The organism is Streptomyces sp. NBC_01618 (genome assembly GCF_045209435.1).
Lineage (GTDB): Bacteria > Actinomycetota > Actinomycetes > Streptomycetales > Streptomycetaceae > Streptomyces.
In genome coordinates this window covers 4245597-4270746 of sequence record NZ_CP109297.1, presented here as the reverse complement: position 1 = coordinate 4270746, position 25150 = coordinate 4245597, and the positions used below count along the sequence as shown (strand labels likewise).

At 70.9% G+C, this 25150-nt stretch carries 17 protein-coding genes, 1 tRNA gene, 1 pseudogene and 1 riboswitch; of the genes and pseudogenes, 9 read left to right on the top strand and 10 right to left on the bottom strand.

Annotated elements, in window-relative coordinates; all coding sequences use genetic code 11:
* Positions 1 to 160: 160 nt before the first annotated feature.
* The gene (locus OH735_RS19945; protein WP_406382862.1) at positions 161 to 1585 is read right to left on the bottom strand and encodes an NAD(P)/FAD-dependent oxidoreductase; all 1425 of its coding nucleotides are present in this window, start codon (positions 1583 to 1585) and stop codon (positions 161 to 163) included.
* A 340-nt stretch (positions 1586 to 1925) separates the two neighbouring features.
* Between OH735_RS19945 and OH735_RS19940 the strand changes: the two genes are divergently transcribed.
* On the top strand, positions 1926 to 2840 hold the full coding sequence (locus OH735_RS19940; protein WP_406382861.1) for a TetR/AcrR family transcriptional regulator: 915 nt from the start codon (positions 1926 to 1928) through the stop codon (positions 2838 to 2840).
* A 749-nt stretch (positions 2841 to 3589) separates the two neighbouring features.
* Entirely contained in the window at positions 3590 to 5623 is a 2034-nt protein-coding gene (locus OH735_RS19935; protein WP_406382860.1) for a sigma-70 family RNA polymerase sigma factor, read from the top strand.
* A 12-nt stretch (positions 5624 to 5635) separates the two neighbouring features.
* Here OH735_RS19935 and OH735_RS19930 read toward each other — a convergent pair whose 3' ends face one another.
* Entirely contained in the window at positions 5636 to 5911 is a 276-nt protein-coding gene (locus OH735_RS19930; protein ID WP_406386964.1) for a hypothetical protein, read from the bottom strand.
* Between OH735_RS19930 and OH735_RS19925 the strand changes: the two genes are divergently transcribed.
* A complete protein-coding gene (locus OH735_RS19925) occupies positions 5900 to 6067 on the top strand; it encodes a hypothetical protein (RefSeq protein WP_406386962.1) in 168 nt (55 codons plus the stop codon). The genes OH735_RS19930 and OH735_RS19925 overlap by 12 nt on opposite strands.
* An 88-nt stretch (positions 6068 to 6155) precedes the next feature.
* On the opposite strand, the pseudogene OH735_RS19920 reads toward OH735_RS19925, so the two are convergent.
* Positions 6156 to 6917: pseudogene (locus tag OH735_RS19920) on the bottom strand (BTAD domain-containing putative transcriptional regulator); the annotation flags it as partial.
* Positions 6918 to 7143: 226 nt separating this feature from the next.
* The gene (locus tag OH735_RS19915) at positions 7144 to 9255 is read right to left on the bottom strand and encodes an asparagine synthase-related protein (protein ID WP_406382859.1); all 2112 of its coding nucleotides are present in this window, start codon (positions 9253 to 9255) and stop codon (positions 7144 to 7146) included.
* A gap of 1278 nt (positions 9256 to 10533) precedes the next feature.
* On the opposite strand from OH735_RS19915, the gene OH735_RS19910 reads away from it, so the two are divergent.
* The 4 genes from OH735_RS19910 to OH735_RS19895 all read left to right on the top strand — a co-directional run bounded on the left by OH735_RS19910 (position 10534) and on the right by OH735_RS19895 (position 16295).
* On the top strand, positions 10534 to 12264 hold the full coding sequence (locus tag OH735_RS19910; protein WP_406382858.1) for a sporulation protein: 1731 nt from the start codon (positions 10534 to 10536) through the stop codon (positions 12262 to 12264).
* A gap of 246 nt (positions 12265 to 12510) precedes the next feature.
* Entirely contained in the window at positions 12511 to 13767 is a 1257-nt protein-coding gene (lhgO, locus tag OH735_RS19905; RefSeq protein ID WP_406382857.1) for an L-2-hydroxyglutarate oxidase, read from the top strand.
* Complete coding sequence (gene trmB, locus OH735_RS19900; RefSeq protein WP_406382856.1) at positions 13760 to 14572, top strand: tRNA (guanosine(46)-N7)-methyltransferase TrmB; 813 nt, start codon at positions 13760 to 13762, stop codon at positions 14570 to 14572. Before lhgO ends, trmB begins: the two co-directional genes overlap by 8 nt.
* A 163-nt stretch (positions 14573 to 14735) precedes the next feature.
* Positions 14736 to 16295 carry a PrsW family intramembrane metalloprotease gene (locus tag OH735_RS19895; protein ID WP_406382855.1) on the top strand — a complete coding sequence of 520 codons (1560 nt, stop codon included), beginning with the start codon at positions 14736 to 14738 and terminating at the stop codon, positions 16293 to 16295.
* A gap of 61 nt (positions 16296 to 16356) precedes the next feature.
* Here OH735_RS19895 and OH735_RS19890 read toward each other — a convergent pair whose 3' ends face one another.
* From OH735_RS19890 to OH735_RS19865, 6 genes are all read right to left on the bottom strand, one after another.
* Positions 16357 to 17301 (bottom strand): aldo/keto reductase, encoded by a 945-nt coding sequence (locus OH735_RS19890; RefSeq protein ID WP_406382854.1) that lies wholly within the window; start codon positions 17299 to 17301, stop codon positions 16357 to 16359.
* 260 nt (positions 17302 to 17561) lie between these two features.
* The gene (locus OH735_RS19885; RefSeq protein WP_406382853.1) at positions 17562 to 18791 is read right to left on the bottom strand and encodes a M23 family metallopeptidase; all 1230 of its coding nucleotides are present in this window, start codon (positions 18789 to 18791) and stop codon (positions 17562 to 17564) included.
* A gap of 11 nt (positions 18792 to 18802) precedes the next feature.
* Positions 18803 to 18955, bottom strand: a riboswitch (cyclic di-AMP (ydaO/yuaA leader).
* Between the two features lie 280 nt (positions 18956 to 19235).
* The gene (locus tag OH735_RS19880; protein WP_406382852.1) at positions 19236 to 20396 is read right to left on the bottom strand and encodes a PP2C family protein-serine/threonine phosphatase; all 1161 of its coding nucleotides are present in this window, start codon (positions 20394 to 20396) and stop codon (positions 19236 to 19238) included.
* A 215-nt stretch (positions 20397 to 20611) separates the two neighbouring features.
* A tRNA-Met gene (locus tag OH735_RS19875) sits at positions 20612 to 20685 on the bottom strand.
* 86 nt (positions 20686 to 20771) lie between these two features.
* Positions 20772 to 21971 carry an SPFH domain-containing protein gene (locus OH735_RS19870; RefSeq protein WP_406382851.1) on the bottom strand — a complete coding sequence of 400 codons (1200 nt, stop codon included), beginning with the start codon at positions 21969 to 21971 and terminating at the stop codon, positions 20772 to 20774.
* A 54-nt stretch (positions 21972 to 22025) separates the two neighbouring features.
* Positions 22026 to 22247, bottom strand: coding sequence for a hypothetical protein (locus OH735_RS19865; RefSeq protein ID WP_406382850.1), 222 nt, complete (start codon positions 22245 to 22247; stop codon positions 22026 to 22028).
* Positions 22248 to 22532: 285 nt separating this feature from the next.
* On the opposite strand from OH735_RS19865, the gene OH735_RS19860 reads away from it, so the two are divergent.
* A complete protein-coding gene (locus OH735_RS19860) occupies positions 22533 to 22946 on the top strand; it encodes an SHOCT domain-containing protein (protein ID WP_406382849.1) in 414 nt (137 codons plus the stop codon).
* 117 nt (positions 22947 to 23063) lie between these two features.
* Positions 23064 to 23921 (top strand): hypothetical protein, encoded by an 858-nt coding sequence (locus tag OH735_RS19855; RefSeq protein WP_406382848.1) that lies wholly within the window; start codon positions 23064 to 23066, stop codon positions 23919 to 23921.
* Positions 23922 to 25150: the final 1229 nt, after the last annotated feature.

The window sequence follows — 25150 nt, the reverse complement described above, 5'->3', positions numbered from 1 at the left end:
TGGTCCGCTGGGGCGGGCTGCTCACTGTCGGTCACTGCCGGCCGGGTCACTCTGTGCAGATGTGGGCCCACCTATGGTCACACGTCCAGTGTGGCGGACCGTACTGACAGTCGTAGGTACGGTCCGGCCCGGCCGGGTGACGTGGCGGGCCGACGGGCCGTCAGCCGCCGTTGCCCGGCGGGCCGTCGGAGGCCGGCGGGTGTTCCGGCCCGGGACGTTTGCCTCCTGCGGCGAGTTCGAATTCGGCGCGCGGGTGTTCCAGCGAGCCGAGCGAGACGATCTCGCGCCTGAAGAGCCCGGCGAGGGTCCATTCGGCAAGGACGCGGGCCTTCCGGTTGAACGTCGGAACCCGGCTGAGGTGATACGTACGGTGCATCAGCCAGGCCGGGTAGCCCTTGAGCTTGCGACCGTAGACGTGGGCGACGCCCTTGTGGAGGCCGAGTGAGGCGACGGAGCCCGCGTAGCTGTGCCGGTACTCCGTGAGGGGTTCGCCGCTGATCGACGCGAAAATGTTGTCGGCGAGGGCCTTGGCCTGGCGTACGGCGTGCTGGGCGTTGGGCGCGGTCTCCTTGCCCGTTTCCGCGGCGGTCAGATCGGGTACGGCCGCGGCGTCCCCGGCGGCCCAGGCGTGCTCGACCCCTTCCACGGTGAGCTCTGCCGTGCATCTGAGCCTGCCGCGCTCGTTGAGCGGCAGGTCGCTGGCGGCGAGGACCGGCGCGGGTTTGACGCCCGCGGTCCACACGACGGTGCGGGTCGGGAAGCGGGAACCGTCGCTCAGGACGGCGATCCGGTCCTCGCAGGACTCCAGCCTCGTGTCCAGGCGTACGTCGATGTTGCGGCCGCGCAGCTCACGGATCGCGTAGCCGCCCATCGCCTCACCGACCTCGGGAAGGATGCGGCCCGACGCCTCGACGAGGATCCACTTCAGGTCGTCCGCCTTGATGTTGTGGTAGTACCGCGAGGTGTAGCGGGCCATGTCCTCCAACTCGGCGAGGGCCTCGACGCCCGCGTAGCCGCCGCCGACGAAGACGAAGGTGAGGGCGGCGTCGCGGATGGCCGGGTCGCGGGTGGCGGAGGCGATGTCCATCTGCTCGATGACGTGGTTGCGCAGGCCGATGGCCTCCTCGATCGTCTTGAAGCCGATGCCGTGCTCGGCGAGGCCGGGGACCGGGAGGGTGCGCGAGACGGAGCCGGGTGCGAGGACGAGTTCGTCGTACGGGATCTCGACGGCGCCGGTGCCGTCCTCCCCGGTGGCGAGGGTGGTGACGGTTGCCGTGTGTTTGGCGTGGTCGATGCGTTCTGCCTGACCGATCACGATCGTGCAGTCCGCCAGGACCCGGCGCAGCGGCACGACGACATGGCGCGGCGAGATCGATCCGGCGGCCGCTTCGGGCAGGAACGGCTGATACGTCATATAAGGCTCGGGGGTGACGACGACGATCTCGGCCTCACCGCTTCTGAGTCTCTGCTTCAGCTTCCGCTGGAGACGCAGTGCGGTGTACATCCCGACGTAGCCGCCGCCGACGACGAGAATGCGCACACCCGGAGGGGGGTCGGGGGGTGTTCCCCCGGAATCTGAAGCCATCACCACCCCATGACGCAACGTGCTCAAGGGTTTGTCCACAGCCCCGGCAAATTGTGTGACCGGAGGTTCCGGACAGGCCACTGCCGCTGATCACCGTGGAGATACGGAAGCTGCGCAGGTCAGGGGTTGGGGTGGGGGTGGTGGACCGGGGTCGAATCAGTGACCAAGCGGTCCTTGCTCCGATCGGGGGGCGCTCCGTGCGGAACTACCCCCTTCTGAATTGACGCGGGCTCAACTATGTTCGTATGTCGTCGGGGTGCCGGGTGGAGACCGTGATCCGCGCTCCGGCTCAAACGGCGGGAAGTCTCCGGGGGGAGACGTCATAACCGGGGGAACAGTTATGCACATTCAGGATTCTCATTGGCAGACTGCTGCGGCAGTCACGTCCCATTCGTCCGACGAAAACGGGCGAAACGGTGCAGTGGGGACAGTGGACACGGTAGGTCCGGTCGGGGCAGTTGCGGCCAACGGCCGCTCGGCTCCGCTCCGCGTGGACGCACAGCGCAATCTGGAACATGTGCTGCGAGCCGCACGCGAAGTGTTCGGCGAGCTGGGATACGGGGCTCCGATGGAGGACGTGGCGCGTCGCGCCAGAGTCGGAGTCGGCACGGTGTACCGGCGGTTCCCGAGCAAGGACGTGCTGGTGCGGCGGATAGCCGAGGAGGAGACCGCCCGGCTGACGGACCAGGCGCGGACGGCGCTGGGCCAGGAGGACGAGCCGTGGTCGGCGCTGTCGCGCTTCCTGCGGACGTCCGTGGCCTCGGGCGCGGGGCGCCTGCTGCCGCCTCAGGTGCTGCGGGTCAAAGTGGACGTCGACCCCGCTGCCGACTCCACGGCCACTGCCGCCGTTTCTGCCTCCGCCGCCGATGCCTCGGGGGCGGTCGGGGAGTCGGATGACATGGCGGCCTCCGTATCGGCATCGGACCCGGGCAGCGTTCGGGACGAGACGCGGGTGCCTCAGCAGAGGCAGGGCGCGAGTCACGCCGGCCCCCGGCCGGCCGACGGGCGTTCCGCCGCGGAGACCGGCCTCGATGACGACGGCACGGGAGCCGGTGAGCTGCTGGAGGTCGTCGGCCGCCTGGTGGAACGGGCGCGGGCAGCCGGTGAGCTCCGCCGCGACGTGACGGTGGCGGACGTGCTGCTGGTCATTGCGACGGCGGCGCCATCGCTCCCCGATGCGGCTCAGCAGGCCGCAGCTTCGAGCCGGTTGCTGGACATCCTGCTGGAGGGGCTGCGCTCGCGGGGCGCTGCGTGAGCAGTGTGTCGTGAGCAATGTGTCGTGAGCTGTGAGCTGTGAGCTGTGGGCTGTGAGCTGAGTGCTTCTCGCGGGGCGTGTGGGGGTGGAGTGGTGCGTGGACGGGTTGCGTGCGCGCACCGCCGCTCCGGGGCGGATGGCCGGGGGCGGGGTCGGGCCCGGTTGCCGGGGGCGCGGTCGCTGTGAATGGCCGACGCGAACGAACGGTGCGAATCGGCTGACGTGAATGGCTGGCGTGAATGGCTGGCGCGAATAGGTTGTTGCGTTCGGTGGTTCGCAATCCGCGGTCCACAGTCTGCGTGGCCGTTTCGGCGAGTCGGGCTCGGCGGCTCATTGTCGCTCGTCCGGTCTCGCATTCGGTTTATGTGTCCGGTTTATATGTCCGACTTATGCATCCGGCTTACCTGACTGTCCCTCTCGGCCCTGGCTCTGGCCCTGGCTCCCACTCCCAGCCCACGGACCTGGCGTTCCACGGCTCCTGATCGATGTCGGTCCGGTGCCTGGTCGGCACTCGATCAGCAGTGTGTCGGCTCCCTGCGGCCCTCGTCGGTGGACCTGTCGTACGTTGCCCGCGGCCCACCCGCACAAAAGAGCTCAATGGTCCCTCCTCGAATGGGTGATCACTAGTGCTCATATTCGGGAAAACGCCCCGGATGAGTGGTTGCAGGGGCTGAAGGGTCGGCGTGATTGGGCCATGTGGCACTCTTGCCCGGTGTTCGGGTCCGACAGTGCAAACGGGGGCTTCCGCGATGAGCGGTGACGGGCAGCAGGAAGAGCCGTTCGACGACGTCTCCGCCACGGGCGGTGTGACGGAGGCCGGTGGGCTGCCCTCCCGGCAGGTACCGAGCCAGGCCGGACCCGAGCGGTCGGTCGCTGACGTCGCGGGCGGCACCGTTCTGCCCGGTCCGTGGCCGGCACCCGCCGACGCCGGATTCGACGCTGGTGTCGAGGTCGGATTCGACGCTGGTGTCGAGGTCGGTGTCGAGGCCGACGCCGCGGTGCCGATCGCGGTGCCGATGCAGCGGGACGGCGGCAGCACCGGCGCCGCCGACGCCTCCGACTCCGACTCCGTATTCTCCGACGCCGAGCTGATCGCACAGATGCGGGACGGCGACGATCTCGCGTACGAGGAGCTGTTCCGGCGGCACGCGGACGCGGTGCGCCGCTACGCGCGGACCTGCTGCCGGGACGCACACACCGCCGACGACCTGACGGCCGAGGTCTTCGCCCGCACGCTGCAGGCGGTACGCAGGGGCAAGGGGCCCGAGCAGGCGGTACGGGCCTACCTCATGACGGCTGTCCGGCATGTCGGGGCCGCCTGGACCAAGACCGCGAAGCGGGAGCAACTGGTCGATGACTTCGCGGTGTTCGCCGCGCAGGCGTCCCAGGCCTCCCAGGTGTCGGACGCGGACACGCTCGACCTCGGTGCGGATGTGCTGGCGATGCACGACGCCGAGCAGTCGATGGCGATGCAGGCGTTCCGCAGTCTGCCGGAGCGCTGGCAGGCGGTGCTGTGGCACACCACCGTCGAGGAGGAGTCGCCCAGCGAGATCGCCCCGCTGTTCGGGCTGACCGCCAATGCCACGGCGGTCCTGGCCAGTCGGGCCCGCGAAGGGCTCAAGCAGGCCTACCTGCAGGCGCATGTGAGTCAGGCGCTCACCTCGGGCGGCGACTGCGCGCGGTACGCCGACCGCCTCGGCGCGTATGCCCGGGGTGGACTCCGGATGCGGGCCGAACGCGGGCTGCGGGGGCATCTGGACGAGTGCGCGAAGTGCCGGCTCGCCGCGGGCGAACTGGCCCACGTCAACGCCGGGATTCCCGCGCTGCTGCCGGTCGCGGTCATCGGCTGGTTCGCCGCGGGGTACGCGCTCAAGGCTGCCGGAATCGTCGCCGGTGGCGCGGCGGGAGCAGCGGGTGCGGGTGCCGCCGCGGCGGCGACCGGCGGGAGCTCTTCCGGGGGCGCCGCCGGTGGTGCCGCAGTCTCGGAAGGGCTCGGTGCTCCGGCGAAGGCCGGTATCGCGGCGGCGGTTGCCGTGGCGGTGGCTGCCGGACTGGCCTGGGCGCTGGTCGGCGACGACCAGCCGAAGCCCGAGGCCAAACAGCCGGCCAAGCCCGCTGCCGTGGCGCCCGCCGCACCCGCGCCGACGCCCCCGACGACGCCGCCGCCGCAACCCACTCCGCCCCCACCACCAGCACCACCGGCGCCCGCGCCACTACCCACGCCGAAGCCCAAGCCGACACCGACGCCCACTCCTACGCCGACACCGACACCCACTCCCGAGCCGACGCCACCCGCGCCGAAGCCCTCTCCGCCGAGGCCGCCCCCGCCCCCACCGCCGCCCGCGCCGACCGCCTACCGGCTCAGCGAGCTGAGCTACTCGATGCTCGGTGACCACACCGGGCCGGAGGTGGTGATCAACGAGAGCAACTGGGTCTGGCCGCGTTCCGGTCTGTCGATCGGCGGCACGCGGTACGCGCACGGGGTCACCGTCCACGGCAGGTCCACGGTCACCATCCAGCTGAACCGGCAGTGCACGCGTTACGAGGCCGTGGTCGGGGTCGACGACATGACCAAGGGGCTGGGCTCCGTGCGCTTCTCCGTCTTCAACGGTGACGGGACGCGGCTGTGGCAGTCCCCGGTGATGAACGGCAACGACCCGGCCGTTCCCGTCGGGGTCGGCATCGCCGGTCAGGAAAAGATCCGGCTGGTCGTCGAAAGGGCACACCCGGGCGGCGGTGCGACACTTGCCGACTGGGCGGATTCGACCATCAGCTGTCGTTGAGACGACGGGCGGTCAGACGGCGGGGGCGGCAGGGACGTCCGGGGCGGCAGCGACATCCGGGGCATCCGGGAGTTCTGTGGTGATGCGGGTCAGGAGCTCGATGACGTCGTCGACCGCAAGCCTGCGGCCCGCGGCGCGCTCCGACTCGTACAGCAAAGGCCCCAGCTCCTCGCGTGCCTGCCGCTCGACCTCGTCCGCCTCGGCCTGTTGCGCCCCGGTCCGGGGACTGGTGAGGCGCCAGCCGTCGGCCGCCGCCAGAATCCGTACGGCTTCGCCATGGCGTCCCACCTTCGGCAGCACCGCCGCTACGCCGTCCGCCAGTTGTCCGGTGACGAGCTCGGCGCACTGGGCGTCCCGCGCCTCGCGAAGTGCCAGCGTCAGGCCACGTACCCCGGCCGCCGGACCGCCCCCGGGCCCCGGCTGAAGGTGCGAAGGGGGTGGTAGAGGCTGAGGTGGTGGGAGATGGCGAGGTGGTGGTAGAGGCTGAGGTGGCGGTAGAGGCTGAAGGGGAGGAAGGGGCGGAGACGAGCGGTCCGGTTACTTCGGGTGTCGTTCCCGACGATGGTCTGAGCAACTCGCGGTGCAGGGCGACCAGTTCCGGTCCCGGATCGGTACCGAGGCCGTCGGCGAGGACGCGGCGGGCCTCCTCGTAAGCGGCCAGCGCGTCGGCCCGGCGGCCTTCGGCGCGCAGGGCGCGGACCAGCTGGGCCCGGAAGCGTTCGTCGTACGGATGGGCGGCGGTCAGCTCCTTGAGCTCCGGTACGAGGGTGGGCGGGCCGGCCCCGGTCGCGGCGCACCGCAGGTCGGCCTCGATGCGGCGTTCCAGCGTGGCCAGGCGGTGGGCCTCCGGGCGCAGACCGTGGCCGTTCTTCCCGTCCGGCAGGTCGGCGAGGGCCGGGCCGCGCCACAGGGCGAGCGCGGCACGGAGCGTGCGGGCGGCCGTCGCGGGGTCACCCGTGTCGAGCTCGTCGGCCCCCTGCTGGGACAGCCGCTCGAACACGTGCAGGTCGACCTCGTCGGGCACGGCCACCAAGCGGTAACCGCCGTGGTCGCTCACGATCACGTCCCGGCCGAGCACCCGGCGCAGCCGGCCCACGAGGGCCTGGAGTGCCGCGGGAGCGTCGTGCGGGGGATCCCCGGCCCATACGTCGTCGACAAGATCGGCGATGTGCACGGTCCGGCCCGTGCGCAGGGCGAGTGCGGCGAGGAGGGCGCGCAGCCGCGTACCGCCCACGGGCAGCGCCCCGCCGTTCTCGTCTCGCGCCTCGGTGACGCCGAGGATCAGGTAACGCATCCGGCCATTCTGTCCCGTGGGGCGGACGGAAGCAGGCGCCCGACGGCGGGTGCGACGCGGCGCGTCCGGTATCGGACGCCCGCCGGAGCGCACCACATCGGCGGACGCGAGGCCCCGTCGCCCTTTCCCCGTCGGCCCTTCCCCGTCGACCTTCCAGGTCGGCCCTTCCCCGTCGGCCCTTCCCCGTCGGCCCTTCCCCGTCGACCCCGCCCCACCCCGCCCGCGCCTACGGCTGCAGCGTCCGTCTCGCCGGAACGATTCCGCCCGCGACCGCGCGCTGGCGCGGCGCCGCCGTGCCCGTCCAGCAGGTGCCGCGCCGTGACACGAGTCGGCGGAGCCACAGTTCCATGGACGCCAGATGCGCGAGGCCGTCCAGCGGGAGCGGTTCGCCCTCCGAGGCCGCGCGCAGGGCCTTCCGTACGACGCGGGCCTCGATCAGACCCGCGTCGGCGAGCAGCGGTGCGTCGAAGAGGGCGATCAGTTCGGGGAGCGCGGCGCGCAGGCCGGTGCGGGCGGTGGCGTTCGCCGTGGCGAGGGAGGGGGTGCCCCAGCCGGGCGGCAGCTCGTGGATGCCCGCGCCCGCGAGCACCCGGCGCAGGATCGCGGCGCGGGCGCCCGGCTGGACGCGGAGCGATTCGGGGAGCGCACGCGCGGCGCGTACGACCTGATTGTCGAGGAACGGGGCGTGCAGCCGCTGGCTGCGGTTCTCCGCGGCCTGCTCCAGGATCCGGTGATCGGCGGCGAACCGGGCGAGGGCCGCCCGGGCGCGGGCCTCGCCCGGGCGCGGGACGGAAGCGGGGCGGATCGCCGCTTCCTGCAGGCGGAACGCCACCTCGGCGAGTGCCTCCCCGGTCAGCCAGCGCGCGGCGGGTCCCGGCCGTGACCAGGCGAGGGCGGCGAGCGACGCGTCGGCGGGCGTGTCGAGGTCGGGGGCGTGGCGGTTGGCGTCCGGCAGCCGGTCGGCCGCTGTCTCAAGACCGGTGCGGTACGACGTACGGGACAGGCGGCGGGCCGCCCGGTAGACGGTCAGCGGGACGAAGAGGGAGTGCGCGGTCGGGCCCTCGGCCTTGGCGAGAGCGGCGACCGGGCGCAGCAGATGGCGTCGGCGCCGGTCCATCAGCAGGTCCGCGAGGCGGGCCGGATGGGCATCGAGCACCTGCCGGGCGCCGCCGCCGACGAAGTGGTCGGCGCTGCCCGAGGCGAGGCGGCGGCGGTGGCGCTCGGCGACGACGAGGGACGGGGCGGGTTCATCGGTGAGCGGGCCGCCGCCCAGGTCGGCGTAGGGCAGGGCCTCTTCCCCGGCGGCGACGACGACATGGTGCAGGCGCGGGTTGGCGGCGATGACGCGGGCGCGTTCGAGTTCGTCCTCGTGCCCGCGTGCGGTGAGGTCGTTGAAGGTGACGGCGAGCAGCCGCTCCCCCGCTCCGGTGCCGTGGCCGAGGAGGGTGCCGGGCAGGCCCGGCAGTCCGGCGGCCAGGAGGGCGAGGGTGGCGGAGGCGCTGCCTCCGGAGAGGTCGGCGCCGATGCCGGGTACAGGGGCGCCGCGGGCGGCGCGTCGTTCGGCGGGCCCCATGCCGGGGACCGGTCCGGGGTCGGGCGGCAGGGTTTCGGGGGCGTGGCGCGGGGCCGTGAGTCTGGCGCGTACGGCCTCGACCAGCGCGTCGCGCACCCCTTCGACGGCGCTGACCGGGTCGAGTTGGGGCGCGGCAACGGCGAGGGAGGCGACCGCCTCGTACCCGGTGATCTCGCGCGAGCCCTCGCGGAGGATCAGCGCGTGCCCCGGCGGGATGCGCTTCACTCCCTCGTACGGGGTGCCGTCGCGCAGCGCCTCCGGGGTTTCGGGGCAGGCGAGCAGGGCGGCCAGGTGACCGATGTCGAGCTGGGCTTCGATGAGGTCGGCGAGCGGGAGCGCGGCGGTGGCGTACGCCGTGCCGCCGGCCCAGGGCGTGTAGAAGACCGGGCGGGCTCCGGCGAGGTCCCCGATGACGGTGATGCGGCGGCCGACCTGGACGACGGCCGTGTAGCTGCCGGGCCAGGAGGTGAGGTGGCGCAGGGCTCCGCCGCGGGCGGCGAGGAGGCCGACGCGCAGCTGTTCGTCGGTGGCGCTGCAGCAGCCGAGGACGGCGAGCCGGGCCGTGGGCGCGCCTTCGGCGGTCTCGGCCTTGCTCGTACGGATCTCGTCGGGGCGCCAGTCGCCGACGGCCCAGAGCGGATCCGGGTCGCCCCACAGGAGTTGGGATCCGACGGGGTGCATCGTGCGCCCCTCGTCGGCGTCGCCGACGGCGCCGGCCGTGCCGAAGCGCGCGGCGATACTGCTCCACCCCACCAACCAACGCATCGCCGCCTCCACAGGCTGTGGACAAATCGGCGCAGCAGGACATTATCGGGAGCACTCCGCTAGCGCGCCGCGCCGTTGCGAACATGCTGCCACGACAAACGCGCGCAGGAGGGGCTACGGAGGGCGCACGTCGGAAGGGCATGCGCCCCTGGCAATGACCGGAACAAGGCCGGGCGCCTACGGGCGCACGTCGGGCGGCAACCTGCGCCGGGTCTCCCACGGGGACGACCGACGTCCGGCGCACGCAAGGCGGCTCAGCGCCAACGCGCTTATGGATCGGGCGTGTTGCGGACCCCATACGAGCAAGATTCACCGGGCGAAATCCGGCCACACCCCGAACCACCCACGGACCGACGCCGTCGACGACGAACCGATGACGGACGATCACCGGACGGTCGACGAGATGTCCGCAAATCGGTCGCCCCAGCCTCGGTCGACCGATGACATTCAGCCATTCTTCGAGCGTGCGACAACGCGACGACAGGGGCCTCACCGCACCGGAAGTCCCGTTTGCCCTGCTTCAATCCCCGCTCCACTCCCCGCTTCGCCGACTCGCATCGGCCCGATGACGGCCGGGCACCGATCACATACCGGTCGCGTACGGGTCGCCTACGGGTCGCGCACCGATCTCGACGCACAGCCCGGCGAGCAGCCCGACGCACAGCCCGGCGAACACTCCAACGCACAGTCCGGGAGGCGCGGTTCACCTCCCGGACCGGTCCGCCGCCTGCGGGGAATGAGGCGGCAGTGTCCCCCAGCCCACTGAGTCCAATGCAGTGGGCCGACCCACGCAGCAACCATGGAAGCGCTTCCGAAACGGCCGGACGAGAGCGCACGGCCGGGCGCACGGCCACACACCAGGAGCACGTACGGAGCCCGGAGGGCGGCCGTCGCCACCCCTCCGAGCGGTACGTCACACGGGGTTCGGAGCCGGTTCGCCGACCAGGTCCGCGCCAGGTTCGGGCCAGGGCCGCGCCGGGTCCGGGCCGCTCCGCGCGACGACGGAGGGGCGCCGCGCCGGCAACCGGAGCTACGCCCCGCAGCCGACCGCGTACGCACGGACAACAATCCCGCCATACGGACGTCTGCCCCTTAACGGTAGGGATGCGGCGAACTACCCTGTGTTTACTGAGGTTCTCGGCAGGAGGCATATTCCTCGGGGCTCGGCCATATGCGTGTGCGGCGGAGTGCCGGGGCTCGTCCCTGGGGAGGACACGGTACGAATGTCGCGCGCCGCAACGGTGACGCGGCGGCCGTCTGTGTGTCGAGGGGTGGCGCATGTCCAGGGAGCAACGCGGACCGAACGAGAAGCTCGGAACCGTTCTCGCCCTCGCGGGAATCAGCAACGCCGGGCTCGCCCGGCGGGTCAACGACCTCGGGGCTCAGCGCGGACTGACACTTCGGTACGACAAGACCTCGGTGGCCCGGTGGGTCTCCAAGGGAATGGTGCCGCAGGGCGCCGCGCCCCATCTCATCGCCGCGGCGATCGGCGCCAAACTCGGCCGGCCGGTCCCGCTGCACGAGATCGGGCTCGCGGACGCCGATCCGGCGCCGGAGGTCGGGCTGGCGTTTCCGCGCGATGTGGCCGAGGCGGTTCGCTCGGCGACCGAGCTGTACCGGCTGGATCTGGCCGGGCGGCGGGCCGGCAGCGGCGGAATCTGGCAGTCGCTGGCGGGCTCGTTCTCGGTGAGCGCGTACGCGACGCCCGCGTCCCGCTGGCTGATATCCCCCGCCGACCCGTCGGTGGAACGCGACTCGACGGCCGCGGAGACAGCCGTCCTCAGCCCACCGGGTGCAAGGGGCGCGCGCACCGGCGCAGGGGCGCAGAGGACACCGGTCACGGCGGGAAAGAGCACGGAGACGGAGCCCGGCGCTCCCGGCACCACGGCCACTGCCGGCGTCGCCGGTGCCCCGGTGACGCAGACAGCTCTGAACGCACGGGCGGCTCAGGCGGCGCCGGGAACCCTGGGAGCGATGGGGACGCAGCGGACACCGTCCATCCCCGCCCAGCCGGGCCCGGAAGCCATGTCCGCGCCCTCCTTCACGTCCCCCGCCGCGCCGGTCGGCCCGGTCACGACCGACATCTCCCCGCTGCGGGTCGGCCACAGCGATGTCTCCAAACTGCGCGAGGCCGCCCAGGACGCCCGCCGCTGGGACTCCAAGTACGGCGGCGGGGACTGGCGTTCCTCCATGGTCCCCGAGTGTTTACGGGTCGACGCCGCACCGCTGCTGCTCGGCTCGTACAGCGACGAGGTGGGCCGGGCGCTCTTCGGCGCGGCGGCCGAGCTGACCAGACTCGCCGGGTGGATGGCCTTCGACACCGGCCAGCAGGAGGCCGCGCAGCGCTACTACATCCAGGCACTGAGACTCGCTCGGGCCGCGGCCGACGTACCACTCGGCGGCTACGTCCTCGCCTCGATGTCCCTGCAGGCGACCTATCGCGGTTTCGCCGACGAGGGGGTCGACCTCGCGCAGGCCGCCGTCGAACGCAACCGGGGGCTCGCCACGGCCCGCACCATGAGCTTCTTCCGTCTGGTGGAGGCGCGCGCCCATGCGAAGGCGAGCGACGCACCGGCCGCGGGGGCCGCACTGAAGGCCGCCGAGGGCTGGCTGGAGCGTTCCCGGGACGGTGACGCGGACCCGTCATGGCTGGGCTTCTACTCGTACGACAGATTCGCGGCGGACGCCGCGGAGTGCCACCTCGACCTGAAGGCGCCCCGGCAGGTGCGGCGCTTCACCGAGCAGGCCCTGTCCAGACCCACCGAGGAGTTCGTCCGCTCGCACGGGCTGCGGCTCGTGGTGTCGGCGGTGGCCGAGCTGGAGTCCGGGAATCTGGACGCGGCCTGCGCGGCGGGCACCCGGGCGGTGGAGGTGGCGGGCCGCATCTCTTCGGCGCGGACCACGGAGTACGTACGGGACCTGCTGCACCGGCTCGAACCGTACGGGCACGAGCCGCGCGTCGCCGAACTGCGCGAACGGGCCCGACCGCTGCTGGTGGCACCCGCGTAGCCCCTCCGACCCGGACGACCGACCCCCGCATACGTCCGTACAGCGGAACCAGGACGTCCTTGCGGCATCCGGACAGTGTCCTGACACTGTCCGGACAGTGTCAGGACGGCATCCGGTGCGCCACCCGTCGCCGCCCGGTCGCCGCCGGGTCGCCGCCGGGCGTAAAGATCCGGCGCCACGCTGGGCCGCGCTGGTTTGAGTGCGTTGTCAGTGGGTCAGTGCACTATCGGGGTGGGAGGTGGCGTGATGATGACGCACGCGGCGTACGACTGCGATGTGCTGGTGATCGGCGGCGGGATCGTCGGCCTGTCGACGGCGTATGCGATCACGCGCACCGCCCCGGGCACCCGGGTGACGGTGCTGGAGAAGGAGTCGGGCCCCGCCCGCCACCAGACCGGGCGCAACAGCGGAGTGATCCACAGCGGCATCTATTACCGCCCGGGTTCACTCAAGGCCCGTTACGCCGTGCGCGGCGCCGCGGAAATGGTCGACTTCTGCGCCGAGCACGGCATCGCGCACGCGGTGACCGGCAAGCTGATCGTCGCGACCGAGCGGTCCGAGCTGCCCCGTCTGCACGCCCTGGTCCAGCGCGGCCGGCAGCACGGGCTGCCGGTGCGCGAGCTGGGGCCCGCCCAGATCGCGGAGTACGAGCCGCAGGTGCGCGGGCTCGCCGCGATCCGCGTCGGGACGACCGGGGTGTGCGACTTCGGGGCGGTCGCAGCGCGGTTCGCCGCAGAGGTGAGCGGGGCGGGCGGGGTGATCCGTTACGGGGCGGAGGTCACCGCGATCGACCGCCGCCCCTGGGGTGTGGCGGTGCGTACGGCGGACGGCCCGGTGGTGCGGGCCCGGGTCCTGGTCAACTGCGCGGGGCTGCACTGCGACCGGGTGGCACGGCTCGCGGGCGACGACCCGGGGGTGCGGATCGTGCCCTTCCGGGGGGAGTACTACGAGCTGGCGCGGCCGGAGCTGGTGCGCGGCCTGGTCTATCCGGTGCCCGATCCGGCGTTCCCGTTCCTCGGCGTGCATCTGACCCGCGGCCACGACGGCAGCGTCCACGTCGGGCCGAACGCGGTGCCGGCGCTGGCCCGTGAGGGGTACGGCTGGCCCGTCGTACGCCCCCGTGAGCTGGCGGACACCCTGACCTGGCCGGGCACCTGGCGGATCGCGCGCAGACACTGGCGGTACGGGGCGGGCGAGGTGCACCGTTCGCTGTCGAAGCGCGCGTTCACGGCAGCCGTGCAGCGACTGCTGCCCGAGGTCACGGAGGCCGATCTGCGCCCGGCCCCGGCCGGGGTCAGGGCCCAGGCCGTGCTCCGGGACGGCACCCTGGTCGACGACTTCCTGATCCGCGAGGCGCCGCACACCGTCCATGTACTGAACGCTCCGTCGCCCGCCGCGACGGCCTCCCTGCCCATCGGGCGGGAGGTGGCACGCAGGGCGCTGCTCCGGGCAGGGGGGACGGGGTGGAAGCCGCCCGCCGTAGAATCGGGGCATTGTGTCTGAGCCCTTGAACCCCTCCTCGTCGGCTGCCGGGATTCCGGACGATCTGCGCGCCGCCTCCTTCGAGCGGCAGCGCAGGCTGCGCCAGGAGCCGCGCTTCCCCGGCGGACCCGCCATCGATCCGGCCGGATCGCACCACGAGCGCCGGATCCGCAGCTTCCAGCCGCGCCGCAGCCGCGTCACGCCCGGCCAGGAGGACGCGCTGCTGCGGCTCTGGCCGCAGTGGGGCCTGGACATCGACGGGCAGCGCGTCCTCGATCTGCCCGAGCTGTTCGACGGGCTCCCGGTCGTGCTGGAGATCGGTTTCGGCATGGGTGAGGCCACCGCGCAGATGGCGGCCGACGACCCGGGCACGGGCATTCTCGCCGTGGATGTGCACACTCCCGGCCAGGGCAATCTGCTCGGGCTCGCGGACCGGAACGGACTGTCCAACGTCCGGGTCGCCAATGGTGACGCGATCATCCTGCTGCGCGAGATGCTGAAGCCGGACTCGTTGGACGGGCTGCGGGTGTACTTCCCCGACCCCTGGCCCAAGAAGCGCCATCACAAGCGGCGGCTGATCCAGCCGGAGTTCCTCGATCTCGCGGCGCAGCGGCTGAAGCCGGGGGCCGTGATCCACTGCGCGACCGACTGGGAGCCGTACGCCGAGCAGATGCTGGAGGTGCTGACCGCGCACCCGCTGTTCGAGAACACCCAGGCGGACGACGGCTATGCGCCGCGGCCGGCGTTCCGGCCGCTGACCCGGTTCGAGGGACAGGGCCTCGACAAGGGCCACGTCGTGCACGACCTGCTCTTCGCCCGCCGCTGAGACCCGCCGCTGAGACCCACTGCTGAGACCCACTGCTGAGACCCACTGCTGAGACCCGCTGCTGAGACGCACGTACGGAGCCGGAAACGGAACCGGAGACGGAACCTTCCGGAACCGGTGCCCCATGGCCAGTGTCAGTGCTGGTCGTTAGGGTCATTGGGTGGTGTCCGAAGGGTCTGTCCAGCAGCGGCAGTCACAGCCGGCCGTCCCGCTTCTGGAGGAGCAGCGGGTCGGCGAGATCCTGGCTGCCGTGCCGGAGCGCAGGCACTGGCGTTACCGGCCGCGCCGCGTCGGCATGGTGTGGCGCAGCAGGACGTTCCGCATCACGACCGTGTGCACGGTGCTCGCGCTGTGCGGACTGGCGATCCTGGCCCTGGTCCGCGATCAGACGGGCACCGAGGGATTTCTCGTCGGGCTGGGGCTCGCCGTGCTGCCCGTCCCGCTCCTCATGGCGGCGTTCCGCTGGCTGGACCGGGTCGAACCGGCGCCGTGGCGGAATCTGCTGTTCGCCTTCGCCTGGGGCGCGTTCGCGGCCGCCCTGGTCGCGATCCTGGCGAATTCGTTCGCGACCCGCTGGATAGCCACGGCCACCGCCGACCCGTCGAACGCCGACACCCTCGGCGCCACGGTCATAGCCCCGGTCATCGAGGAGAGCGCCAAGGCCGCGGCCGTCCTGCTCATCTTCCTGTTCCGGAAACGGGAGTTCAACGGGATCGTCGACGGCATCGTCGTCGCCGGCTTCACCGCGAGCGGCTTCGCGTTCACCGAGAACATCCTGTACCTGGGCAACGCCTTCGGTGAGGACCAGCAGATCGGTACTTCGAGCGTCGTCTCGGTGACCGCCGCGACGTTCTTCGTACGGGCGGTGATGTCGCCGTTCGCGCACCCGCTCTTCACGGTGCTGACCGGCATAGGCTTCGGGCTCGCCGCGGTCAGTGCGCGGCGCCGCCGGTTCCGTCGCGTCGCGCTGCCGCTGCTCGGTCTCGTCCTCGCCATGGGCATGCACGCCCTGTGGAACGGATCGGCGTCCTTCGGCCCGTACGGCTTCTACGCCGTGTACGGGGTGTTCATGGTCCCGGTCTTCGGCCTGGTCACCTGGCTGGCGATCTGGTCGCGCCAGCGGGAGCTGCGTACGCTCTCCGCCGAGCTGCCCGCCTATGCGGCGGCCGGCTGGCTGACCCCCACCGAACCGCTCGCCCTCTCCTCGATGCGGGCCCGCGGCGTAGCACGCGACGCGGCACGCCAACGACACGCCGCCGCGGCTGGGGGAAGCTGGAGCAGCCCGTACGGACCGTCCTCCTGGCCACCGCCGTACGGCCCGGGGCACTGGCCGCCGTACGGCCCGGGCCCGCGGTACGGGCCGGCGTACGGCCCCGGATACGGGTCGGCGGCGCAGGTCAGGGCCCATGGCACAGCTCAGGCCAAGGCCCACGGCAGGGCTGCCGCCCGTACCGTCGCCGAGTACGAGTCGTTCGCGACCTCACTGGCCTCGCTTCGCCGGCAGGCCCGCCGCGGGGCAGCGGGCCCGGACTTCGCCGAACGCGAGCTGGAGCTGCTGCACCACCTCTGGCAACGCAGGGACGTGGCCGCCCCCGCCCTGGCGTACGCCGCGCAGGCGACGGGCCGCCTGCGTCCCCCGTACATACCCCCGGCCCCGGGGATTCCACCGCTGTACCAGCCATACGACAGAGGCCACAATCCGTACCGGCTGCCGCCGCGGTAGCCGGTACGGCACGGGCCGGACGGACCGGTTCAGCACCGGAGGGGCCGGCGCACCGCGTCCGTCAGGCGGATGCTTCGGTGAGCTCCGCCAGATCCTGCTCGGTCAGCCGGAGGTCGGCGACGGCCACCAGCGCGGGCAGCTGCTCGACCGTACGGGCCGAGGCGATCGGCGCGACGACCGTCGGCCGGGACGCGAGCCAGGCCAGGGCGACGGTCGCGACCTCGGCGTCGTGCTCCTTGGCGACCTTGTCGAGTGCGGCCAGGACCTTCTGTCCCCGCTCCGACGCCAGGTACTCACCGGCGCTCTCGGCACGGGCGCTCTCCACCGAAGCCCCCGGACGGTACTTGCCCGTGAGGAAGCCGGAGGCCAGGGCGAAGTACGGGACGGCGGCGAGCCCGGCCCGGGCGGCCGTGTCCTGGAGCTCGCCCTCGTACGTGTCCCGCGAGACCAGGTTGTAGTGCGGCTGAAGGGCGACGTACCGGGCCAGCCCCTCGCGCTCCGAGAAGTCCAGGGACGCCTGGAGCCGCTCGGGGCCGATGTTGGAGGCGGCGATCTCCCGGACCTTGCCCTCCTTCACGAGTCCGTCGAGGGCGGTGATGATCTCCTCGACCGGGACGGTCTCGTCATCGAAGTGCGTGTAGTACAGATCGATGTGGTCGGTGCCGAGCCGGCGCAGCGACTCCTCGGCCGCGGCCTTGATGGTCGTGCCGGAGAGACCCTTGTACGAGGGGTGTGCGCCGACCTTGGTGGCGACGACGATGTCGGAGCGGTTGGAGCGGGCCGCGAGCCACTTTCCGATGACGGTCTCCGACTCACCGCCCTCGTTGCCCGGGACCCAGGCGGAGTAGGAGTCGGCGGTGTCGATGAAATTGCCGCCCGCCGCAGCGTAGGCGTCCAGTACGGCGAATGACTGCGCCTCGTCGGCCGTCCAGCCGAAGACGTTGCCGCCGAGGGCGAGCGGGAAGACCTGGAGGTCGGAAGAGCCCAGCTTACGAAGAGGAGTCATAAATGGATCAACGGATTCCAGCACGCCCGCTATTCCGACGGACCGGCAGCGACGGACCCGCAGCGACGGACCGGCAGCCCTGACGTCGGGGGGGGTGAGCGTCAGGACTGCCGGAGTTCAGCGGCTGGCGAACCGACTCGGACCGCGCGGATCACCGGACCGCTCGGATCGCTCGGAACACGCGGGCCGGAAGGACGAGAAGGCCCGGAAGGCCCGCAGGGACCGGAAGGACCGGAAGGACCGGAAGGGCGGCCTGTGGATCAGGGGTTGATGCCCTTGTCGCGCAGCCAGGCCATCGGGTCGATGCCCGTACCGGAGGGGGTGTGGACCTCCAGGTGGAGGTGCGGGCCCGTCACGTTGCCGGTCGCGCCGACCCGGCCGATGGTCTCACCGGTGGTGACCTTCTGGCCGACGCTCACGCCGATCGAGGACTGGTGGCAGAACCACAGCTCCGTACCGTCGTCGAGCTCCAGCACCGTGCGGTAGCCGTACGAACCGGACCAGCCGGCCGACTTGATGGTGCCGCCGTGTATGGCCTTGATCGGCGTACCCGTCGGCGCCGCGAAGTCGAGGCCGGTGTGGTAGCCGGAGGACCACATCGAGCCGGCCTGGCCGAAGGTCGAGGTGATCGTGTACGAGGAGGTCGGGATGGCGTAGCTGGCGGCGAGCTTGGCGAGCCGCAGGGCCTCGGCCTTCTTCTTGGCCTCTTCCTCCGCCTTCTTCTTTTCGGCGGCGGCCTTGGCCTCGGCCGCGTCCTGCTGCTTCTTGGCCTCGGCGGCTGCCTTCTCCGCGGCCTCCTTCTCCTGGGCGGCCTTGGCCTCGGCGTCGGCGGCGTCCTGCTGCTGCTCCGCCTGCTGGAGGATGCGCGCACGGAGCGCCTCGCCCGCGTCCGACGTGCCCTGCTCGGCCTCGGTGGTGGTGAGGCCGGCGGTGGTGAGCGGTGCGGCATCGGCGGCGACAGCGGCCTTGTCGGCTTCGGACTCCCCGGAGAACAGAGCACCCACGCCCGGAAGGGACTTGGCGTCGGGAAGGTTGTCCGCGATGGAATCGGGAAGGGAGATGGAGACCGGCGGCTTGCTCTGCGCGGTGGCCATGCCGCCCGCACCGACCGCCGCGATGACGCCGACCCCGAGCACCGTGGAGCTACGGGCAAGTCCGTTGCGCTGCTTGGCGACGCGGTGCCTGCCGCGTACGGGGCGGACGGACTCCTCGGTGGGGTTCCACTCGTCCCAGCCGCGTTCGGGCTCACCGTTGCCGTCGGCGCGGACTTCGCCACCGAAGTCACCGGCGAAGTCGCCGCCCGGCTCGGTGCCGTACGCCGCTCCCGTCCCACCGGTCCCGTAGTCGGAGGCGGTCCCGTAGTCGGGGCCGAAGCCGGAGTCGGAAGCGAAGCCGGAGTGGGAACCGGATCCGAAGTCGGTGCCGAAGTCGGTGCCGAAGTCGGGGTTGAACCGAGAGGGAGCCTCGGGGGCAGGCTTGTTGGACGCCACGGGGGCGCACTCCTTTCCTTCCTTCTCGCCTACCGGGTTAGCTGACGGGTTCGGAGCAGGAAGGTCTCCTACGGGCCCCTCCGCCTCTCACGAGACGCAGGTGTCCGATTCACCCCATGTAGGTGGTTCCCCGGTTCCCTTGCGGAATTCGGCGCTCGCGCACGGTGCCGCCACTGACGACGGCTGGGACGACCGCGCTGCGTTATCGAACGTTAATAGACACCGGGGCCTGATTCCAAGCTGTTCCCACTGATCGTTCACGCCTTTGGCCTGGACTTTACGGTGCACAACCGGGTGAAATGGGATGAGTTGATCACCCCTCAGTCACCACCCGATTTCTGACGTTGCGTCAAATGTTATGCGGAGTGGCGCGCTTCGGTTACGTACGGTGGCATCCCGCGCCCAAGGCCCGCCCGGCACGCACGAAAGCCCCCGCCCCACTCGTCACACCCCTTCCAGACCGACGATCTTCACGGTCCTGCGCCGGTCCGGCTGCCCCTCCGCGGGACGTACGACCGCGAGCAACGCCATGTCGTCGGTCGTCTCACCCCCCGTGTGCAGTCGTACGTCATCGGTCAACGCGGACAGCAGCTCCTCGGGCCCCGGGAAGATCCGACCGCGCAGCCGGACCGCCGGGTCGTAGAAGACCCCGTCGGTGTTCCGCGCCTCGGAGAGGCCGTCCGTGTACAGGAGCAGGGTCGTCCCCGCCGGCAGGTCCCACTCGTCCGACCTGTCGGGCCACGCTCCCAGGTCCATCCCGAGCGGCAGCGCGGGCACCGTCGGCCCCAACACATCCAGCGCCCCGTCCGGGTGCAGCAGGATTGGTTCGGGGTGGCCGCGGTTGACGACCCGCACACGCGACAGCCCGGCCGGGATCTCGGCCAGCACGGCGGTGATGAAGCCCTCCACCGCGTCGAGCCCGCCCCGCCGCGTCCCCTCCCGCGCCAGCGCCCGCTCCAGCCGCTGCGCCACACCCTCCAGCGAACGCTCCTGCTCGGCCGCCTCCCGGAACGCCCCGATGATCACCGCCACCGACTCCACGGCGTCGAGCCCCTTCCCCCGTACGTCCCCGACCACCAACCGCACCCCGTACGGGGAGTCCGTCACGGCGAACAGGTCACCGCCGACGAACTCGTCCGCCTGCGCCGCCTCGTACCGCGCCGCCACATGCAGCCCGCCGATCCGGTCGGACGGCTTCGGCAGCACCGCCCGCATGGCGGTCTCCGCGATGACCCGCGCGGACGCCAGCTGCTCATTGCTGCGCCGCACGACCCCGTTGATCACGACCGCGAGTACCGAGACGGTGGCCAGGGTGAGCAGCTCGATCAGCGGCACGACGTCCGGCAGCGTGTTGCTGTACAGCCGCAGCACGACCACGGCCAGCATCGAGGCGAGGCCGGTGCAGATGGTCCTGGACAGCGAGAAGAACGGCGCGGCGATCAGCGGCGCCGCCACGAACAGCGGAATGGCGGTGAAGGTGGGCGGGGTGAGGATGTCGAACGCCAGCCCGCCGAGGATCATCAGGGCGGGCAGCGCGCGGACGAACCGCCGGGCGCGGGTGCCGCCCTCGGCACGTCTGCCGCGCCCCTTCAGCCGCTTCCACACCTGTGGTCTCCTGCCCGGTACGCGCGCGGCTGCGGACGGTACCGCGCCCCACCCCCAGGCTCGCCGGAGCGGAGTCGCGCGGCGACTCCTCGTCGACCAATGGGGGTACGTACGTGGCACAGCCCACACACCGCCCGGACCTGCTCCTTCGGGGGTCTCATACTGGAACGACCCAGGCCCGGCACGCTACATGCGTGCCGGGCCTGGGTCTTCAGTAGCGGGGACAGGATTTGAACCTGCGACCTCTGGGTTATGAGCCCAGCGAGCTACCGAGCTGCTCCACCCCGCGTCGGTAAACACAACTGTACGGCATGCGCGACGGGCTCATGACCACTGAGCGAATCACTGAGCGAATAGCTGAGCCACCCGCCGACCTCAATTCGTCTCGGCGATACGGGGAGCGGTCTTCCCGTTGACCGCCGGGGGCTTCATCGGATTCGCGCCGCGCTGCAGGGAGCGGAGAATCGCCAGCCCCTGGCCGACCACGCCCGCCGCCATCTCATTGACACCGTCGGTGCCGTTCAAAACGGTCAGGTCCGCCCCGGACATGCCTCGGGCGGCCGCGTCGGCCAGGGCGGGCAGGTTCTCGACGATGCGGTTGGCCGCGATGAGCTCCTGGTTGCCGTCGCGCAGCGAGGTGGCGCGCACGCTGTTGGCGTCGGCCTGCGCCTGGGCGAGGGTCCGTTCGGTGTACGCGCTGCCGTCGGCCTCGAACTTCGCCCGGTCACGGGCCGCTTCCGCGAGAGTGCGCTGACGGTACGCCTCGGCATCCGCCGGACGCCGGACCTCCGCTTCGAGCCGTTGCGCGGCGAGAGCGGCCTGCCGCTCGGCCAGCGCGGTCTGCTCCTCGATGACCTCCTGCGAGGCCCTGGCCTGGGCGAGCGGTCCGGCCTGCGCGGCGCGGGCGTTGTACTGCTCGGTCTCGGCGAGGAAGCCGGCCCGCTTGATCGCGGTGTCCCGCTCGTACTCCGCCTTGAGCGCCGCGGCCTGCTGCTCGCGCTGGCTGGCCTCCTGGTCGGCCTTGGCCTCGGCGATCCGGGCCTGGCTGGCGACCGCGGCGGCATGCGGGGCGGCGAGGTTGTTGATGTAGCCGGTGGCGTCGTCGATCTCCTGGATCTGGAGGGCGTCCACCACGATGCCGAGCTTCTCCATCTCGCCGTGGCTGCCCGCGATGACCTCCTGGGAGACCCGGTTGCGCTCGCGGATGATCTGCTCCACGGTCAGTCCGCCGACGATGGAACGCAGGTGGCCCGCGAAGATCCGGCCGGCGAGCTCCTCCATCTGCTCCTGCTCGGTCAGGAAGCGGCGTGCCGCGTTGGCGATGGACACGGCATCGTCGCCGACCTTGAAGACCGCGACGGCCCGGACGTTGAGGCGGATGCCCTGCTGCGTCACGCAATCCTCGGTGATCTCCGCCTCGCGCAATGCCAGGGAGAGCATGCGCGCCTTCTGCTTCACGGGGAGCACGAAACTGCCGTGTCCGGTGACTATCCGGAACTGGGTGTCCAGCGTCTGCCCCTTGGAACCGGATATGAGCATCGCCTCGTTGGGGGCGGGAACGTGCCAGAAGAACATCGGAAGACTCCTGTCGTGCGTCTCTGCTCGACGTAGCTGCACCGCTGCTTCGGCTCAGGACGGCAGGCGTTCCACGATCACGCCGCGCGCCGAGACCGAGTCGACGACAACGACGCGCACGTCCCTGTCGATCGACGTCGCCGACCATGCGGTATAGGCCTCCGACCCACCCCGTACGGCCACCAGTACTTCGCCCGGGCCATCGGGCGGAATCGGCACGGTGACGCGGCCGATCGCCCCGACCGGGCTCCGGGCGGACTCATCTGCCGTGTGCATGCGCCCTCGCGAGCGTCCATGCGTACGCCTGCTCACACCGCCGCTCACGCCGCTTCTCACACCGCTTCATGAACACGAGGCGACCCCGCCTCCTGGAGGCCTGGGCGTCCCGAGCCTCCCTCGATATTTCCACGGTACTCCGCACCCACGACGGAGGGCGGCCCAAGGGGCGGCCAAAGAGGAGCCCGGAGAACGCCGGGAGGCAGGCTCGGATTTACGGTGATATGACTGATTTACCGTTCAGCCAGTCGACGCGACGAAGTCGCAATGATCAGGGAGCCGACCGTGGACGAATACCCCCTGCTGGACCTCTTCTGGACCATGCTCTGGTTCTTCCTCTGGATCATGTGGCTGTTCCTGCTCTTCAAGGTCATCGCGGACATCTTCCGCAGCGACGACCTCAGCGGCTGGGGCAAGGCCGGCTGGCTCGTCCTGGCGCTGCTGCTGCCGTACATCGGCGTCCTGGTGTACGTGATCGTGCGCGGCAAATCCATGGGGAAGCGGGAGATCAAGGAAGCGCAGGAACGCGACGCCGCCTTCAAGGCGTACGTACGGGAGGCCGCCGCCGACAGCTCCGGCGCGAACGCCCCGAGGGAGGGCAAGCACGTCGACGACCTGGCGAAACTCGCCGAGCTCAAGGACCGGGGCGCCATTACCGAGGAGGAGTACCAGCGGGCGAAGACGAAGCTCCTCGTCTGAGCGCATCACGCCGGGAGTGTCGGACCGTCTACATGCGTGTAGACGGTCTACCTTGCGTAGACGCAAGGACGCGGTAACAGGCCGGCGCGCAGGCGCGCTCGTGACCAGGAGTGCGTTTTGGGACAGTCGGAATTCCTCACCGCCGTGGATGTGGCCACTGAGCGCCGTTCCGTGATGAAGAAGCTCCCCGAGGTCACTCTGGCCTTCTGGATCATGAAGGTCGCCGCCACCACCCTCGGCGAGACGGCCGGAGACCTGTTCTCCCAGACGCTGCGGCTGGGCTACTTCCTCACCACGATCGCACTGTTCCTGGTGTTCGTGCTGACGCTGGTGGTGCAACTGCGGGCCCGGCGCTACAACCCGTTCTTCTACTGGACGGTCATCCTGTCCACGAGCATGGCCGGCACCACGATGTCGGACTTCATGAACCGTGACGCCAGTACCGAGTACCTCACGGCGGGCACGGACTCGCTGGGCCGGGGCCCGCAGGGCCTGGGCCTGGGATACCCCGCGGGCGCGGCGATCCTGGTCTCCCTGCTGATCGCCATCTTCATCGCCTGGAAGCTCACCGGACAGACCTTCGTCATCCGAGACATCGTCACCTTCCGCGGCGAGGCCCTCTTCTGGTCCGCGATCCTGGTCTCGAACACACTCGGCACGTCCATGGGCGACTTCCTATCCGACAGCTCCGGCCTCGGCTACGCCGGCGGCGCCCTCCTCGTCACAGCGCTGCTGGCCGTACTGGCCGCCCTGATGCGGGTGTCGGCCGTCCCGAACGTCGCACTGTTCTGGATCGCGTTCGTCCTCACCCGTCCGCTGGGCGCCACCGCCGGCGACTTCCTCACGAAGCCTGCCGCCAAGGGCGGCCTCGATCTCGGCACACCGGGCGCCTCGGCCGTACTCCTGGCCGTCCTCCTCGGTCTCATGGCCTACGCCAACGTGCAGGAGCGCAGGAACACCACCCGACCGTCGTAGCCGCATCGGGCCTTCACCTGCGTCCTCGTACCACCGCAGCTTCTTCAGTGAGGGCGACTCCCAGGAACACGCCGACGGCAATTGCAGCGACGGTCATGGGTGTCGCTGCAGGCTTCGGGCTCGGCGTCGCCTGCCACCCTGGAGTTCGAAATCCGGGTTTTCATGGCGCAATAACCAGCGTCTTCTACCCAAAGATTCCGAAGCACTCATAGTCGACTGATTTCCTTATACCGGACTTTTCGCCCAATCGATGAGCCGGGCCCACCAGCCACCCCTCGACCGGCTCGGTGAACTCTCCGGGCGCCGAGGAACCTGTGCGCGTCGCGGCGACTCGCCCTGTCGGGCCGGCACCGATTCCGATCGAGCCGCCACCCCCACTGCGCGCGCACCCCTGCGCTCCGCAGACTCACACATGCACCGCTGAGCCGTCGGCACGCCCATGAGCACTTGGTCCACATGCCTCCCGCAGCCCTCATAGGTCATCTTCCGACAGGACCCACAGACAGCACGCTGACACATAATTCTTCTCCATTAGCTCTTCATTTGAGATCCACGATATTCACGCCACCATCACAAGGGGCTCCAGCATTTTCACCCTCTCCGCAAACAGCTGACTTGCATCAGCACAGGCCGCAGCCATGGGGGCGGATAGTGACCCAATTGGCCCGATTGTCGGTTGTAAATATCCGGACATGAGGGATAGACGCCACATATCCGTCGCGCGGAATATCTCACCAAGTGGTGTCAAGTAGTCCGACTGAAAAATACCCTGAATTTGCTCGGGACATCGAAACAGTGATTGCATCACGCCCGGTCGCGGAATGGAGGCACAGAGCCTTATTGTCACTGCCCGTCACCGCGTTGCTTTGCAGATCGTCGGCCGAGCGCGGCGAGGGCAAGAATCGAGAACGGCAACCGCTCTGCCCGAACGGGTGGTGTGCGCCGATCAGGAGGGAGCAACGTGAGTTGCTCACACGCCGCAGGATGCCCCCTTTTCCCCCTACTCAGGGCGAGCTTGCGAGGTTGGCGCGAATACTACTGCGACAGCGACGATCGGTGGCTCGGCTGTGCGCGCTACCAGGTGTCACTCACCGGCGAGCGCGTACCGATCAGCTTGCTGCCCAACGGAGCCCGCGCGCGACACCTCGAAGACGTCGCCGAGGCGGACCGGTCCGGTGCCGCCAACCCAGGGGAGGTACCCCAGCAGGCCCCGCCACCACGGTCCGATC